The organism is Actinoplanes siamensis (assembly GCF_016862395.1).
GTDB classification, from domain to species: Bacteria; Actinomycetota; Actinomycetes; order Mycobacteriales; family Micromonosporaceae; genus Actinoplanes; species Actinoplanes siamensis.
The window spans coordinates 31,301-47,275 of record NZ_BOMW01000058.1 but is presented as its reverse complement, the minus strand read 5'-3'; the positions used below and the strand labels follow the sequence as shown (position 1 = coordinate 47,275).

Sequence of the window (15,975 nt, the reverse complement as noted above, 5' to 3'; positions counted from 1 at the left end):
TGATCTTTCTTGTTCGTTGTGGCGGGGACGGCGGATGGGGCCGACGGACCGACCGCCTCTCCGTGCGTCGTCACGGATAAAGCGTGCACGATCTATCCAGGGCGAGCAACGGGTACCGGTGTGCCGTGACCGGACAGGTACAGAGGTTTTCCGCGGGGTAAGGGCGTTCAGCGCTCGACTTGCGTCTCCTCGGCTCAACTTTGATTTGGCGGGGTCGCGACCCCGTGGCATCATTGAGTCGGTTCCACTCAACCCTGTACCAAGCCGGTTACGAAGCGAGGAACACCATGGCACGTGCGGTCGGCATCGACCTCGGCACCACGAACTCCTGCGTCAGCGTTCTGGAAGGAGGCGAGCCCACCGTCATCGCCAACGCGGAGGGCTCCCGGACGACGCCGTCGATCGTCGCCTTCGCCCGCAACGGCGAGGTGCTTGTCGGCGAGGTCGCCAAGCGCCAGGCGGTCACCAACCCGGACCGGACGATCCGCTCGGTCAAGCGGGAGGTCGGCACCAACTGGTCGATCGACATCGACGGCAAGAAGTACACCCCGCAGGAGATCTCCGCGCGGGTGCTGATGAAGCTCAAGCGCGACGCCGAGGCCTACCTGGGCGAGCAGATCGCCGACGCGGTCATCACCGTCCCGGCGTACTTCAACGACGCCCAGCGGCAGGCCACCAAGGAGGCCGGCGAGATCGCGGGCCTCAACGTCCTGCGGATCGTGAACGAGCCGACCGCGGCGGCGCTGGCCTACGGCCTGGACAAGGGCTCCAAGGAGCAGACCGTCCTGGTCTTCGACCTGGGTGGCGGCACCTTCGACGTCTCCCTGCTGGAGCTGGGCGACGGCGTCATCGAGGTCAAGTCCACCTCCGGTGACAACCACCTCGGTGGGGACGACTGGGACCAGCGGATCATCGACCACCTGGTGAAGACCTTCCGCGGCGAGCACGGCATCGACCTGTCCCAGGACAAGATGGCCCTGCAGCGTCTGCGCGAGGCCGCCGAGAAGGCCAAGATCGAGCTCTCCGCGGCCACCACCACCAGCATCAACCTGCCCTACATCACCGCCGGGGCGAACGGCCCGCTGCACCTGGACACCTCGCTGTCCCGGGCCGAGTTCCAGCGCATGACGCAGGACCTGCTGGACCGCTGCAAGGGCCCGTTCGAGTCCGCGATCAAGGACGCCGACGTCAAGCTGGCCGACATCGACCACGTCATCCTGGTCGGTGGCTCGACCCGTATGCCGGCGGTGACCGAGCTGGTCAAGAGCCTGACCGGCAAGGAGCCGAACAAGGGCGTCAACCCGGACGAGGTCGTCGCGGTCGGCGCCGCCCTGCAGGCCGGCGTGCTCAAGGGCGAGGTCAAGGACGTCCTGCTGCTCGATGTCACCCCGCTGTCGCTGGGCATCGAGACCAAGGGCGGCATCATGCACAAGCTGGTGGAGCGCAACACCACCATCCCGGCGCACCGCTCCGAGGTCTACACCACGGCGGACGACAACCAGCCCTCCGTGCTGATCCAGGTCTACCAGGGTGAGCGCGAGATGGCGGCGTACAACAAGAAGCTCGGCACCTTCGAGCTGTCCGGCATCGCGCCGGCGCCGCGCGGCGTTCCGCAGATCGAGGTCTCCTTCGACATCGACGCGAACGGCATCGTGCACGTGTCCGCCAAGGACCTGGGCACCGGCAAGGAGCAGAAGATGACCATCACCGGCGGCTCCGCGCTGCCGAAGGAGGACATCGAGCGGATGATGCGCGACGCCGAGTCGCACGCCGAGGACGACAAGAAGCGGCGTGAGGACGCGGAGGCCCGCAACCTGGCCGAGCAGCTCCAGTGGCAGACCGAGAAGTTCCTGGCGGAGAGCGGCGACAAGCTCCCCGAGGACAGCAAGAACAAGATCGGCGAGGCGCTCGGCGAGCTCCGCGGCGCGCTCGGCGGCACCGACATCGAGAAGATCAAGTCGGCGCACGAGCGGCTGTCGCAGGTCTCCCAGGAGGCCGGCTCGCTGCTCTACTCGCAGGGCGAGGCCCCGCAGGCCGGCCCCGGGGGCGAGGGCGCGCCGGGTGGCGCGACCGGTCAGGGCCCGGCAGCCGGCGGCGACGACGTCGTGGACGCCGAGATCGTGGAGGACGACAAGAAGTGAGTGCCAAGGACGACGAGACCGGCGGTCCGGCGACCGAGCGCGAAGTCATCCAGGGCGAGACCGACGCGACGACCGACGAGGCTCCCCAGAAGAAGCGCGGCGCACACCGCGCGCCCGAGGAGGAGGAGACGACTCCGGTGGTCGAGGAGGCCAAGCCCGGCCTCGGCGCTGAGCTGTCGGCGCTGCGTGGCGAGCTCGACGAGCGGACCCACGACCTGCAGCGGGTGACCGCGGAGTACGCCAACTACCGCAAGCGGGTGGACCGCGACCGGGGTGCGGCCGCGGAGCAGACCACGGGTGCGGTGCTCACCGCGCTGCTGCCGGTGCTGGACGACATCGACCGGGCCCGTGAGCACGGTGACCTGGTCGGGCCGTTCGCCTCGGTGGCGGAGCAGCTCACCGCGGCGACCGGCAAGCTCGGCCTGGTCGCGTTCGGCGAGAAGGGCGACCCGTTCGACCCGAACCGCCACGAGGCGGTCGCGCACCAGACGTCCGCGGACGTGACGGAGCCGACCTGCGTCGAGGTGATGCGCCGCGGTTACACGCTGGGCGAGCGGCTGCTGCGCCCGGCGATGGTCGCCGTCGCCGATCCGGAGTGAGATTCCTTTCCGGTCCCGCCCACCGGCTCGCCGGTGGGCGGGACCTCACCCGTCAGTCGAGGAGGGAGGCCGAGTGAGCTCGAAGGACTGGCTCGAGAAGGACTTCTACGCCGTGCTCGGCGTGACCAAGTCGGCCTCAACCGACGAGATCAAGAAGGCCTACCGGAAGCTCGCTCGCGACCTGCACCCCGACCGCAATCCGGGGAACAAGGAAGCGGAGGAGAAGTTCAAGGCCGCGTCCGAGGCGTACGACGTGCTGGCCGACGACAAGAAGCGCAAAGAGTACGACGAGATGCGCTCCCTGTTCGGCTCCGGAGCGTTCCGCCGCGGCGCGGGACGGCCCGGCGGCGGCGCCCAGTTCGACCCGTCCGACCTGTTCGGCGGGTTCAGCGGGGCGGGCGCGGGTGGTGGCGGCGCCGACCGCCGGTTCGGCGGCACCGGCTTCTCCGACATCTTCAGCTCGATCTTCTCCGGCGGCGGTGGCGCCGGGAACCCGGCCGGGCGGCGTGGCCCGCAGCGCGGCCGGGACGTGGAGACCGAGGTGACGCTGGACTTCACGCAGGCCGTGCGGGGCACCACCCTGCCGCTTACGCTGCGCACCCCCGGCGCCTGCGACACCTGTCACGGCAACGGGGCCAAGCCCGGCACCATGCCGCGCGCCTGCCCGAAATGCCACGGCTCGGGCCTGATCTCCAGCAACCAGGGCTCGTTCAGCTTCTCCGAGCCGTGCCGGGAGTGCCAGGGCTCGGGCAGCATCGTGGACGAGAAGTGCCCTGAGTGCCGGGGCACCGGTGGCGTCACCAAGAGCCGGACGATCAATGTCCGGTTCCCGGCCGGCGTCGCGGACGGACAGCGGATCCGGCTGTCCGGCCGCGGCGAGCCGGGCGACCGGGGCGGCCCGGCCGGCGACCTGTACGTGCAGGTCAAGGTGCGTCCCGACGACCTGTTCGGGCGCAGTGGGGACGACCTCACGCTGACTGTTCCGATCTCCGTGGCGGAGGCCGTGCTCGGCACCGACCTGCGGGTGCCCACCCTGGACAGCCCGGTCACGCTGCGGGTGCCGGCGGGGACGCCGAGCGGCCGCAAGCTGCGGGCCCGGGGCAAGGGGGTGACCCGCAAGGAGGGGCAGTCCGGCGACCTGATCGTCACGGTCGAGGTGCAGATCCCGTCCGGCGTGACCGGCGAGGCCCGGGACGCGCTGGAGAAGTTCGCGAAACTCACCCCGCCCGCGGGGCGGGACCGGCTCGACGCGCGCCTGCGCAAGACCGTCTAGGGACCCTTCCGGAGGTGGCACGTGTATGAAGAGATCAGCATCTCGGTGGAACAGGCCTCCGACGCGAAGGTCCTGATCATCTCCGTGGCGGCGCGGCTGGCCGGGATGCACCCGCAGACCCTGCGGCAGTACGACCGGCTCGGCCTGGTGCAGCCCGGCCGGGCCGGCGGTGGCGGTCGGCGCTACAGCGAGCGGGACGTGGCGCTGCTCCGCGAGGTGCAGCGGCTCAGCCAGGAGGACGGCGTCAACCTGGCCGGCATAAAGCGGATCATCGGGCTCGAGCAGTTGGTCGGCGACCTGCAGCAGCAGGTCGCCGAGTTGGAGCAGCAGCTGGACCACGCGTACGCGCGGATCGCCCAGCTGGAGGCGATGAATCCGTACGCCGGCCGGGGTGATCTGGTCCGGCAGGAGACCCAGTCCACCGCGCTGGTGGTCTGGCGCCCACGCCGCTCCCCGGACAAATAGCACGGCGGCCCTCCGATGGAGGGCCGCCGTTACTGCATGTAGTGATTTGTCGATTACCGACGGTTGAAGAGGCCTATCCGGCGCGGATTGCGCACCAGGCCGCCCTCCATCCAGTCGTGATGGTCGAACAGCTCCTGCCGGGTCATCAGGACCCGGCAGTTGTGCGCCCAGATCTGCATCGGCTCGTCGCCGACCTCCTCGGCGCGCTCGATGAACTTCTTCAACCGTCGTTTGCGCTGGCTGGTCGCGTTCTGCCGGACACCGTCCGCCGCATAGATGTACATGCAGTGCTGCGCGAACCGGCGGGCCGGGCACTGCCGGTCCATGGCCAGCTCGAACAGGGTCGGGCCGAGCACGTCGCCGGAGATCAGCAGATCCCAGTCCCGTGGCATCGCGCTCAGCGGTACCGCCTCGGGATGATAGGCCCATGCCTCCAGCTCGCCCGGCCGGGGATCGACCGGGTTGCCGAACCCGATGAAAGTCGCCTCTCGCACACTCAACGCCGCCGCCTTATTCACCCATTCGCCTGCGACGGGAATCACACCGTCCGTCGCACGTGTCGAACGTCCCAATACACAGAGTCGCCGCGGCGCAACGGTAGCGCGATGAACGAGTGAACGGAAGTGTCAAGAGTTCACATTCAGATACTGGACAGTAACTTTTGGCTGGCGCCGAGGTGAGGTCGTGGCGTTATCCAGATCACTCAACTGTGGACCCGGGTCAGGCCGTAGATCTCTGGGCGGCCATGCGCCGGCGGAGCAGATTCTTGAACCAGGAGTAGTCCGGGAGGCGGGCCAGCACCGGCCCGGAGATGACAGTGATCAACACGTACGCGGTGGCGAGCGGCGCCAGTTGGGGATCCACCCCGGAGACGACCGCGAGCCCCGCGATGACCACGGAGAACTCGCCACGCGGGGTGAGCGCGAACCCGGTTCGCAGCCGGCCGGGCAGTGCGATCCCGGACCGCCGGGCCGCCAGGTATCCGGTGGCCACCTTGGTCAGCATGGTCAGCACGGCCAGGCCCAGCGCCGGGAGCAGCACCGGCGGCATGTCGGCCGGGTCGGTGGAGAGCCCGAAGAAGACGAAGAACACCGCCGCGAACAGGTCCCGCAGCGGCGAGAGCATCTGGGTGGCGTGGTGTGCGACCGGCCCGGAGAGCGCGATGCCGACCAGGAACGCGCCGACCGCCTCGGAGACCTTGAGCTCGGCCGCCACCCCGGCGACGAACAGGGTCAGCCCGAAGACGCTGAGCAGCAGCGCCTCCGGGTCCTTCACCGACATGAACCGGCTGATCGGGCCGCCGTACCGGATCGCCACCACCAGTACCGCGACCACCGTGACGACCGCGACGCCGAGCGTGCTCAGGCCGCCCAGCAGACCCACGCCGGCCAGCACCGCGGTCACGATCGGCAGGTAGAACGCCATCGCCAGGTCCTCGATCACCAGTACCGAGAGGATCACCGGGGTTTCCCGGTTGCCGAGCCGGCCCAGGTCGCCGAGCACCTTGGCGATCACCCCGGACGAGGAGACCCAGGTGATCCCGGCCAGCACCAGCGCCGCCTTCGCGTCCCAGCCCAGCAGCAGCGCGAACAGCGCCCCGGGCACCGTGTTCAGCAGCATGTCGATGATCCCGGCCGGGGCCGCCGAGCGCAGGTTGCCGACCAACTCGTCGGCCGAGTACTCCAGCCCCAGCATGACCAGGAGCAGGATCACCCCGATCTGCGCGCCGATCGCGGTGAAATCGTTGCTCGCCGAGAGCTGGACCAGGCCGCCCTGCCCGAAGGCGAGGCCGGCCAGCAGGTAGAGCGGGATCGGCGAGAGCCCGAACCGGCGGCCGACCCGGCCCAGCATGCCGAGGCCGAACAGCAGCGCGCCGAACTCGATGAGCAGGACCGTCGTGTCATGCACGAGCCGGCCTCAGCCGTCGGTGTCGCCGGCCAGGATGGCGGTGACGCCGTCCAGGCCGTGGCGGGTGCCGACCGCGACGACCACGTCGTTCGCCTCGAACCGGAAGGACGGGCCGGGAGACGGGATGACCTCGCGGTCGCGCAGCACCGCCACGATCGACGCGCTGGTGCGGGTGCGGGCCCGGGTGTCGCCGAGCTGCCGGCCGACGAACGGCGAGCCGGCCGGCAGCGCGATCTGCTCGGTGAGCAGTCCGGCGGCCTGCTGGCGCAGTCCGGCCAGCTGGCCCAGCATCAGCGACGCGCCGAGGACGTCGGCCAGGGCCTCCGCCTCGTCGTCGGTGAGCGGGATCGAGGCCAGACACGAGTCCGGGTCGTCGACGTCGTACAGGACCAGATCGCGCCGCCCGTTGCGATGCGAGACCACGCCGACCGTACGCCCGGAGGACGTCACCAGGTCGTGTCGGACGCCGATTCCTGGCAGCGGAGTCTGTTCCACCCGTACGCGCACGAGCACCACGTTAGCCCGCGGTGAGTGACTTTTGCCGCAGCGTCACATCTTCTCGGCGCCGATCCGCGGCACCTGCTCCGGCACGGTGCGGGCCGGTGGCTTCGCCACCAGCAGGAGGAACAGACCCAGGACCGCCAGACCCAGATTCATGACGTACGCGAGGCGGTAGTCGAACTCCTGTGCCACGCCGAAGAGCGGAGCGGCGAGGATCTGCCCGAGCGGGAACGTGTTGGTGAACAGCGTCGTGGCCCGTCCCGGGTGCAGCGGCATCATGTCCTGCACGTAGGAGATGCCGAGGCCGGAGTTGGCCGCGATGAACATGGCGTTCAGCACCTGGGCGGCGGCCAGCATCCAGGTCGCCTGGGCCGTCGCGGCCAGCGCCTGGTAGGCCACCCCGCAGACGGCGCCGAACAGGATCAGCCGGCGCAGCGGCATCCGGGTGCTCAGCGCGCCGAAGCCGAGCATCAACGGGATCTCCAGCGCCGCGCACAGCCCGAGGACCAGGCCGGAGTCGCCGACCGTGCCGTGCAGGTCCTCGCTGACGAACAGCGACATCGCCTGCACGCCGAGCACCATGGTGGTGGTGAGCAGGACGAAGCCGCCGATGATCGGGTACATCGCGCGCGGCGTCCGGCCGTCGTCGAGTCCGCCGGACGATCCCGGGGCGGGCGCCTCGATCTCGGGCAGCCAGCGCGTGGTGATCAGGGCGGCGATCAGGTAGAGGACGGCGGCCGTGCCGTACACGTACCGGAAATCGGTCCGGTCCAGCAGGATCGCGGCCAGCGGCGGGCCGCCGACCCAGGCGATCGAGAACACCGTTCGCAGCGCGCTGATCCCCATCGCGGCGCGGGCCGGATCGTCGCTGGTCAGCACCTGGCGTGCGTACGCGAAGGACTGCGGGTAGAGCGAGCCGGCGACTGCCGTCGCGGTCACCGTGAGCGCCAACAGGATCCAGTAATTGCGCACCACCGAGGTCAGCCCGGTGCCGGCGCAGCCGGCCAGGGCCGCGGCGAGGAGCAGGGTCCGCCGCATCGGGCGCCGGTCCGAGATCCGGGCGAGGGCCTGGGACATGGCCACGCCGGAGAGCGAGGCGACGATCAGGAACGCGGAGACCTGGACCGGACCGGCGTGCACCGCGGTGCTCAGGAACAGGCCGAGGAACGGGCCGACCACCGCGGTGGCGATCCCGGAGGCGAGAAACATGAAGCCGAGCGGAAGCAGCCGCCGCGACAGGAGGCGCGTCACTTCTCGTACGTTACGGCGCTTCCGTGGGAGAGCGCTCTCGTCGGTGGTGACCGTCACCCCCTGCTTTCCGGCCGCCTTCCCCGAGCAAGTTAAAGTTGAGTGAAATAGGCTCAAGTCTGTTGGGTTACACCCGGTGGGACGCCGATCAGGGGAGCTCATGAACGCCGAACGTTTGACCACCAAGAGCCGCGACGTGATCAAGGGCGCCGTGGCCACCGCCGCACAGAGCGGGCACGCCACCGTCGAGCCGTGGCACATGCTGCTGGCACTGCTGGACACCGCCGGGTCCACCGCACCGGCGCTGCTGCGCGCCGTCGGCGCCAACCCCGCGGACGTCCGCCGGTCCGCGGCCCGTGCCGTCGAGCAGCTGCCCAGCGCGCGCGGCTCCAGCACCGCCGAGCCCAGCCTCTCCCGCGAGTTCGTCAACGCGATCGGGGAGGCCGAGCTGATCGCCAAGCCGATCGGCGACGAGTACGTCTCCACCGAGCACCTGCTGGCCGGCCTGGCCCGGGTCGGCGGGGCGGTCGGCCAGGCGCTCAAGGCCGCAGGCGCCACCGAGGAGAGCCTGGTCGCCGCGTTCCCGCAGGTGCGCGGCGGCGACCGGAAGGTGACGAACGCGGATCCCGAGCAGACGTACAAGGCGCTGGAGAAGTACAGCGTCGACCTGACCGCGCTGGCCCGCGAGGGCAAGATCGACCCGGTGATCGGGCGCGACGCGGAGATCCGCCGCGTGGTGCAGGTGCTGTCCCGGCGTACCAAGAACAATCCGGTCCTGATCGGCGAGCCCGGCGTCGGCAAGACCGCGATCGTCGAGGGCCTGGCCCAGCGCATCGTGGCCGGCGACGTGCCGGAGACCCTGCGCGACAAGAAGCTGGTCTCCCTCGACCTGGGCGCCATGGTCGCCGGCGCGCAGTACCGGGGTCAGTTCGAGGAACGGCTCAAGAGCGTGCTGGAGGAGATCCGCAGCTCCAACGGCCAGGTCGTGACGTTCCTCGACGAGCTGCACACGGTGGTCGGCGCCGGCAAGGGCGAGGGCTCGATGGACGCCGGCAACATGCTCAAGCCGATGCTGGCCCGCGGTGAGCTGCGCATGGTCGGTGCGACCACGCTCGACGAGTACCGCGAGCACATCGAGAAGGACCCGGCGCTGGAGCGGCGCTTCCAGCCGGTGGTGGTCGGCGAGCCGACGGTCGAGGACACCATCGGCATCCTGCGCGGCCTCAAGGGACGTTACGAGGCGCACCACCGGGTGCAGATCACCGACGCCGCGCTGGTCGCCGCCGCCACCCTGTCCGACCGCTACATCAGCGACCGGTTCCTGCCGGACAAGGCGATCGACCTGATCGACGAGGCCGCCTCCCGGCTGCGGATGGAGATCGACTCCCGGCCGGTCGAGCTGGACCAGTTGCAGCGGGTCGTCGACCGGATGCGGATGGACGAGATGGCCCTGCAGAACGAGTCGGACGAGGCGTCCCGGGTCCGTCTGGCCCGGCTGCGTGAGGACCTGGCCAACAAGACCGAGGAGCTGACCGCGCTCAACGCCCGCTGGGAGCGCGAGCGCGGCGGCCTGAACCGGGTCGGCGAGCTCAAGAAGCAGCTCGACGAGGCGCGGGCGGCGCAGGAGCGGGCCGAGCGCGACGGCGACCTGCTGCAGGCCTCCCGCCTGCTCTACGAGGTGATCCCGGGCCTGGAAAAGGAGATGGACGCGGCGGCCGCGTCCGAGGAGGAGAGCGCCGAGCCGCCGATGGTCAAGGAGGAGGTCGGCGCGGACGACATCGCCGAGGTGATCTCCTCGTGGACCGGCATCCCGGCCGGCCGGATGATGGAGGGCGAGACCGCCAAGCTGCTCCGCATGGAGGAGACCCTGCAGGCCAAGGTGATCGGCCAGCGCGAGGCGGTGGCCGCGGTGGCCGGCGCCGTCCGGCGAGCCCGCGCGGGCATCGCCGACCCGGACCGCCCGACCGGCAGCTTCCTGTTCCTCGGCCCGACCGGCGTCGGCAAGACCGAGCTGGCCAAGGCGCTGGCCGGCTTCCTCTTCGACGACGAGCGGGCGATGGTCCGGATCGACATGAGCGAGTACGGGGAGAAGCACTCCGTCGCGCGGCTGGTCGGCGCCCCGCCCGGATACGTCGGGTACGAGGAGGGCGGCCAGCTGACCGAGGCGGTGCGCCGCCGGCCGTACAGCGTGGTCCTGCTCGACGAGGTGGAGAAGGCGCACGCGGACGTCTTCGACGTGCTGTTGCAGGTGCTCGACGACGGCCGGCTCACCGACGGCCAGGGCCGGACGGTCGACTTCCGGAACGCGATCCTGGTGCTGACGTCGAACCTGGGCTCGTCGGCCGCCGACTTCACCATGAGCGACGAGGAACGGCACGACGAGGTGCTGGCCGCGGTCCGGGCGCACTTCAAGCCGGAGTTCCTGAACCGGCTGGACGACATCGTCGTGTTCCACGCGCTCACCCGCGACGACCTGACCCAGATCGTGGACATCCAGCTCGGCCGGCTGCGGAGCCGGCTCGCCGAGCGCCGGCTCACCCTGTTCGTCACCGACCAGGCGGTGGACTGGCTGGGCGAGCACGGGTACGACCCGATCTACGGCGCGCGACCGCTGCGCCGGCTGGTCCAGGCCACGATCGGGGACCTGCTGGCGAAGGCGCTGCTGGCCGGGGAGATCCAGGACGGGGACACCGTGGTGGTCTCGATCAACGACTCGCTCGACGGGCTGGCGGTCCGGCGCGGATAACGGTGCTCAGCGCAACGGCCCCGGGTTTCCCCGGGGCCGTTCTTCCTACGAGGCCGCTTCGCGCTGCCGGTACGCGTGGGTCATCAGGACATCGGTGATGGCGTGCTCGCCTTCGGCGGACCAGATCCGGATGCCGTCCCGGTGGAGCTGATATCGGACGTCTTCGAATCGGGTCCAGGTGTCGTCATGGTGCACGACGGTCAGGGTGTCTGCGTGGGGCATGGGACTCACCGGTCCTTGTCAGGTCTGGGGCGGCCGCGGTGTGGTCACGCGGCCCGCGCAATCGGGAGAGGGCCCGGGATCGGTCTGCCTCGGCCCCGGCGATGGGTGAGCGGGGCGGGCGACTCGTGCGGGCAGCGGGCGTCGCTGGAGGTCTCTGGTGCCTGCCGGACGCCATGTCATGGAAGTCTAGGTGGTGGCGTCCAGCGACGCCGCCCCTCGAACGAGCGACCCCTCGCGCGGCCGTTCGCGTCATCGTCGCCCGATGTTGCCGCAGCGCCGCGGTGTGCGTGCCGGTCGCCGGACCTGGTCGCCGGCCGATACCGTGAATGGATCTAGAGGAGGGCGCTGTGACCGTTCCCACATATCCGCCGCACTATCCGGCGGCTCCGCCACCACCGGGCCGGCCGGCCACCGTGACGATCTCGTCGGCGCTGCTCTTCCTGGTCGCCGCCGTTCAGGTGATCTACACGTTCCTGGCCTACGCCGCGCTGGACAAGGCCGGGGAGGTGTACGAGCAGGCGTACGGCGGTACCGAGTTCGAGAACATCGCCGGCGGGATCAGGGCGGTCGCCGTGATGCTGATCGTGCTCTATCTGATCGTGGCGGTCGGGCTGACCCTGCTCGGGGTGTTCAACCTGCGCGGCAAGCAGCCGTCGCGGGTGATCACGTGGATCGTCTCCGGCCTGCTGATGTGCTGCGCGGTGGTGATCCCGTCGACGGCGCTGGCGCTGGTGACCGACTTCGCGACGGTGGTCGGGGACACCGGCGCGAACGGGTCGGGCCGGCTGCCCACCCAGGCGGAGCTGGACGCCCGGCTGGAAGGCGTGGTGCCGGGGTGGTTCGACTCGATCGCGGTCTGGTTCACGCTCTTCGCGCTGGCGGCGCTGATCGCGGTGATCGTTCTGCTCGCGGTGCCGCCGTCGAACCGGTTCTTCCGGTGGCGGGTGGCTTCCGGGTGGGGGCCGTACCAGCAGCCCGGATATCCGGGTGGCTATCAGCAGCCGATGTACGGGCAGCCGTATCCGGGTGGGTACGGGCAGCCCGGCGCTCCCGGATTCCCAGCGGCTCCTGGATTCACAAGCGCTCCGGGAATCCCTGGCGCTCCGGGAGTTCCCGGCGGGCCCGGAGCGCCTGGCGTCTCCGGCGTCTCCGGCTCGCCGCACGGGGATCAGTCCGCTTACCGGCCGCTCGGACCTGGCCAGCCGGGTTCGCCGCAGCAGGGTGGCCAGTCGGGCTGGGGGCCTCCCGGTTCACCGCAGGGCGGTCCGTCGGCCTTCGGGCAGGCGGGTTCGCCACACGGTGCGCAGCCGCCGTCCGGATCGCCCGGTCAGCCGTCCTTCGGGCAGCCCGGGCAGCCGGCGCCGGGGTTGCCGCCCTACCCGGGTCAGCCCTCCTACGGAGCGCCCGGACAACCGGCGCCCGGACAACCGGCGCCCGGACAACCGGCGCCGGGACTGCCGCCCTACCCGGGCCACTCCACCTATCCGGGACAGCCGGCCTATCCCGGACAGCCTGCCTATCCGGGACAGCCTGCCTATCCCGGACAGCCGGCCTATCCGGGACAGCCCACGCCGTACCCCGGTCACTATCCCGGTCCGCCCAGCGGAGCGGGCACCTACCCGCCGCCTTTCCCGGCCTCGCAGCCGCCCGCCTCGCCGGAAGAGTTCGGTCCGCCGAGCGACCCGTGGCAGTTACCGCCCACGCCCGCCGAACCGGATTCCGCTTCGGGCGGCCGTCCGGGCGAGCCGCCGGCTACGGCTCCTCCGGCACCCGACTCGGCGGCTCCCCGATCGGCGCCGCCCGCTTCTCATCCGGCGCCTCCCCACCCGGGAGCACCGTCCGCTACTGATCCGGCGTCGTCTCCTCCTCACCCGGCAGTGCCGTCCGGCTCCGACTCGGCTCCGGCTTCGGCGCCGCCCGCCGACGAGCAGCGGCCGCCGCGGGATCCGGCCTGACGACCGGCGCCCGCCCATCCTGCCCGAGAATTCCTGAACCGGTCCGCCTGTCCACAGGCGGGCCGGTTCGCTTGTCCACAGGCCTTGCGGTCCGTCCGCGACGGGGCCCGGCTACGCGGTAGGTTTCCTGCCAACCGAACACCGCGGGAGCCATCGATGTCCTACGCAGCCGTGCCACCCGTCACCGCGCCCGCGCCGCCCAGCAGCGGCCGCCCGCCCGCCGTGACGGCCGCATCCGCCCTGCTCTGGCTGATGGGCGCGGCCGGCCTGGTCTATGCCATCGTCACTGTCGCCATCGCTCCCGGCACGGTCAGCCGCTTCCGCGACGCGGCCGGCGGCGCCGAGGCGGACAACTTCGTCACCGTGGTCTGGCTCGACGCCGCGCTCGCCGCGGTGCTGTCGATCCTGTTCTTCGCGCTCTTCGTGGTGCTGGGGCTGGGGCTGCGCCGCGGCAGCCGGGTGGCCCGGGTGGCCTCGCTGGTCTTCTGCGTGCTGGGCGTCCTGGGCGGCCTCGGCTCGTTCGTCACGGTGCTGGCCCAGCGCTCCGGCGACCCGGTGCCCGGTTCGATCAGCGACGCGCTCGGCTCGGCCTACCCGGACGGGTGGATCGGCCTGAACGTCGTGGTGACCGGCCTCCAGGTCCTCGCCTACCTCGCCGTCGGGGCCATGTTGCTGGCCGCCCCGCGCACGTTCTTCGGCTACGCCCCCCAGCCGTCTCCCGCCGGCCCGCCGTTCGGCCCGCACGGCGCTCCCGGCCACCCCGGCTTCGCGCAGCGTCCCGGCCCGTTCGGGGCTCCGGGCGCCCCGGGCGCTTTCCACGGAGGGCCGGGCGCTCACGGTGTGCCCATCGGCTCGCCCTACGCCCCGCCGCCGGGCGCGCCGTTCGGATCGCCGTCCCCGACGTCAGGCGCCCCCTACGGCGCGGCCTCCGGGACGCCGTCGAGCGCCCACTACGGCGCGGCTCCCGGCTCACCGTCAGGTGCGCCCTTCGGTGCGGCCCCCGGATCGCCGGTGGGTGCGCCCTTCGGCACGGTTCCTGGAGCGCCGCCGGCGGCTCCTCCCGGAGCGACTTCGGGCGCGCCCTCCGGCGCGCCGCATTCCGGGCTTGCCGCAGGTGGTTCACCGACGCCTGTTCGGGGGTACGCACCGCCGATGCAAACCTCCCCGTACGCCTCGGCTGGCCCATCCGGGTTCGCCCCGCCCGTGCCGCCGTCGGCGCACGTGCCGTCGCCCGACGACCTGTCCGCCTACCCGCCTCCCGGATCACCGGGTGCCTACCCGCCCGTCGGCGGCTTCCCGGCTGCGTCGCCCGCGGCCACTCCACCGGCTGAGGCCGCCAGGCCTGTCCCGAGCTCGCCGGGGCCGGCTCCGATTGCCCCGGCTGAGGGGAGCCGGCCAGAGGCATCGTCCGCTGTCGGTTCCCCGACGGGTGGGCCCGCTGATCACCCGTCCACTGAGCGACCTCCGGCCGCCCAGCAGTGGGCGCCGGCCGCCGGAGACCGATCGCCAACCGGTGTGACGGAGGGTTCGGGAAGCGTCGCGGACCCCGAGCCGGCTACGGAGAGTGGGCAAGGACACATCGGGGAGGCTTCGCGGCCGGGTGATCGGGCGGCGAACCGGCCCGCCCCTGGATCCGATGACGAATACTGGCGGCGGCCCCCCGAGTGACCATGCGGAAGCCTGCCTAGATCCGGATCGGTATCGACAACTGTGGGTCACTCGAACGGGTACAGACGGTTTCCTTCGCCTTCACTCGATCGGCTGTCCGGATAGCACGAGATCGGCCGTCCGGTGGGTGTTTTCGCCTGGACGGACAAACGTGATTGGCGGGGTTCACAGCAGTCTCACAGCGCGGCTACCAGGTCATCTTGAGGGGCGGATGGGTACCGTGGCGGTGTTGGCTGCTTTGAGCTGCATCTATGGTCGCCGGAAAGGTCGAGATCCGTTGTCCGATCGGTAAACCTTCTTTACAGAGCCATGTAGAGCCCTGGGTCAATAGTTCCGTTCCGCCCCGGCGGGGCGAAAGATTCCGGTTTCCTTCAAGCCAGTACGCTCGATGTCATGGAGGCACGGCACGACCTGGGTAAATTCATCACTGAATTGCCCGTCGCACAGCGTGGCGTCGTGCTTTCATCGGGTCGTGAGGCGCGTAGCGACCCGTTGATCGCGCAGCGTGGCGTGATGGTGTCGACGCGTTCCGTGCCGAGTCATCGCCTGGATCGGTGAACCGAAACAATCGATGAATTGACAATGTGGGTTGGCTCACTCCCGAGAAGGGGATCGAGAGCTCGACACGGATGGGTAGCGACCAAGTGGCGGCTGAGGCGTTGCAGGAGGCAGAGACCGAAGTCGGTGCGGGCGGAAAGGTTGATCGGATGGGTGACGCGGTACGGGGTTCCGGCCCGCGTCGGCGGTTGACCGACACGGTGCTCGATGTCGGCCTTACGGCCTGAAAGTTAGCCGGTTCGTTCCTGCTCACATGCAGGAGAATCGATGCAGTTGGTGGAAGGATGGAGATCGTGGGAACTGCGTTGGCGGAAATGACGATGCCTCAGATCTCGCCGCTTGCCGGCGAGCCGATTGAACGCGCCGACGCCGAGCGCCTGGCGGGAGTGCTGAAGGCGCTCGCCGACCCGGCACGGCTGCGGCTGCTCAGCCTTATTCAGTCCGCGACGGACGGTGAGGCCTGTGTCTGCGACCTGACAGCTCCCCTGGGGCTGTCGCAGCCGACCGTGAGTCACCACCTGCGGATCCTGACCGAGGCGGGTCTGCTGGAGCGCGAGAAGCGGGGAGTCTGGGCGTACTACCGCCTGGTGCCGACCGCCATCGCGACCATCGCGGACCTGCTGACGCCGCCCCGCAAGCGGGCGACCAAGAAGGCGCGCTGATCGGTGGGCATTGCCTGGCGTCACTGGAA

13 protein-coding genes and 1 pseudogene are annotated in these 15,975 nt (G+C 70.6%); 9 read left to right on the top strand and 5 right to left on the bottom strand.

Annotated features, from left to right (window positions below; genetic code table 11):
• The first annotated feature begins 287 nt into the window (after positions 1 to 287).
• From dnaK to Asi03nite_RS27840, 4 genes and pseudogenes are all read left to right on the top strand, one after another.
• The gene (gene dnaK, locus Asi03nite_RS27855) at positions 288 to 2,141 is read left to right on the top strand and encodes a molecular chaperone DnaK (protein ID WP_203683437.1); all 1,854 of its coding nucleotides are present in this window, start codon (positions 288 to 290) and stop codon (positions 2,139 to 2,141) included.
• Positions 2,142 to 2,302: 161 nt separating this feature from the next.
• Positions 2,303 to 2,740: pseudogene (gene grpE / locus Asi03nite_RS27850) on the top strand (nucleotide exchange factor GrpE); the annotation flags it as partial.
• A 73-nt stretch (positions 2,741 to 2,813) separates the two neighbouring features.
• Positions 2,814 to 4,013 (top strand): molecular chaperone DnaJ, encoded by a 1,200-nt coding sequence (gene dnaJ / locus Asi03nite_RS27845; protein ID WP_203683435.1) that lies wholly within the window; start codon positions 2,814 to 2,816, stop codon positions 4,011 to 4,013.
• 21 nt (positions 4,014 to 4,034) lie between these two features.
• On the top strand, positions 4,035 to 4,478 hold the full coding sequence (locus Asi03nite_RS27840) for a heat shock protein transcriptional repressor HspR (protein WP_203683434.1): 444 nt from the start codon (positions 4,035 to 4,037) through the stop codon (positions 4,476 to 4,478).
• Between the two features lie 53 nt (positions 4,479 to 4,531).
• Here the strand turns inward: Asi03nite_RS27840 and Asi03nite_RS27835 are convergent, their stop codons facing one another.
• The 4 genes from Asi03nite_RS27835 to Asi03nite_RS27820 all read right to left on the bottom strand — a co-directional run bounded on the left by Asi03nite_RS27835 (position 4,532) and on the right by Asi03nite_RS27820 (position 8,138).
• Entirely contained in the window at positions 4,532 to 4,978 is a 447-nt protein-coding gene (locus tag Asi03nite_RS27835) for a hypothetical protein (protein WP_203683433.1), read from the bottom strand.
• Positions 4,979 to 5,198: 220 nt separating this feature from the next.
• Complete coding sequence (locus Asi03nite_RS27830) at positions 5,199 to 6,386, bottom strand: cation:proton antiporter (protein WP_203683432.1); 1,188 nt, start codon at positions 6,384 to 6,386, stop codon at positions 5,199 to 5,201.
• 9 nt (positions 6,387 to 6,395) lie between these two features.
• Positions 6,396 to 6,893 carry a cation:proton antiporter regulatory subunit gene (locus Asi03nite_RS27825; RefSeq protein WP_203683431.1) on the bottom strand — a complete coding sequence of 166 codons (498 nt, stop codon included), beginning with the start codon at positions 6,891 to 6,893 and terminating at the stop codon, positions 6,396 to 6,398.
• 42 nt (positions 6,894 to 6,935) lie between these two features.
• Positions 6,936 to 8,138: a sugar efflux transporter gene (locus tag Asi03nite_RS27820; protein WP_239102974.1), complete on the bottom strand. Its 1,203-nt coding sequence runs from the start codon at positions 8,136 to 8,138 to the stop codon at positions 6,936 to 6,938.
• A gap of 157 nt (positions 8,139 to 8,295) precedes the next feature.
• Between Asi03nite_RS27820 and clpB the strand changes: the two genes are divergently transcribed.
• On the top strand, positions 8,296 to 10,881 hold the full coding sequence (gene clpB, locus Asi03nite_RS27815; RefSeq protein ID WP_203683430.1) for an ATP-dependent chaperone ClpB: 2,586 nt from the start codon (positions 8,296 to 8,298) through the stop codon (positions 10,879 to 10,881).
• A 45-nt stretch (positions 10,882 to 10,926) separates the two neighbouring features.
• Here the strand turns inward: clpB and Asi03nite_RS27810 are convergent, their stop codons facing one another.
• Positions 10,927 to 11,103: a hypothetical protein gene (locus Asi03nite_RS27810; protein ID WP_203683429.1), complete on the bottom strand. Its 177-nt coding sequence runs from the start codon at positions 11,101 to 11,103 to the stop codon at positions 10,927 to 10,929.
• 347 nt (positions 11,104 to 11,450) lie between these two features.
• On the opposite strand from Asi03nite_RS27810, the gene Asi03nite_RS27805 reads away from it, so the two are divergent.
• From Asi03nite_RS27805 to Asi03nite_RS27790, 4 genes are all read left to right on the top strand, one after another.
• Entirely contained in the window at positions 11,451 to 13,058 is a 1,608-nt protein-coding gene (locus Asi03nite_RS27805; RefSeq protein ID WP_203683428.1) for a hypothetical protein, read from the top strand.
• 156 nt (positions 13,059 to 13,214) lie between these two features.
• On the top strand, positions 13,215 to 14,726 hold the full coding sequence (locus tag Asi03nite_RS27800; RefSeq protein WP_203683427.1) for a hypothetical protein: 1,512 nt from the start codon (positions 13,215 to 13,217) through the stop codon (positions 14,724 to 14,726).
• Positions 14,727 to 15,119: 393 nt separating this feature from the next.
• The gene (locus Asi03nite_RS27795; RefSeq protein ID WP_203683426.1) at positions 15,120 to 15,284 is read left to right on the top strand and encodes a hypothetical protein; all 165 of its coding nucleotides are present in this window, start codon (positions 15,120 to 15,122) and stop codon (positions 15,282 to 15,284) included.
• A gap of 284 nt (positions 15,285 to 15,568) precedes the next feature.
• Positions 15,569 to 15,946 (top strand): ArsR/SmtB family transcription factor, encoded by a 378-nt coding sequence (locus Asi03nite_RS27790; RefSeq protein WP_014440216.1) that lies wholly within the window; start codon positions 15,569 to 15,571, stop codon positions 15,944 to 15,946.
• The last annotated feature ends 29 nt before the right edge of the window (positions 15,947 to 15,975 follow it).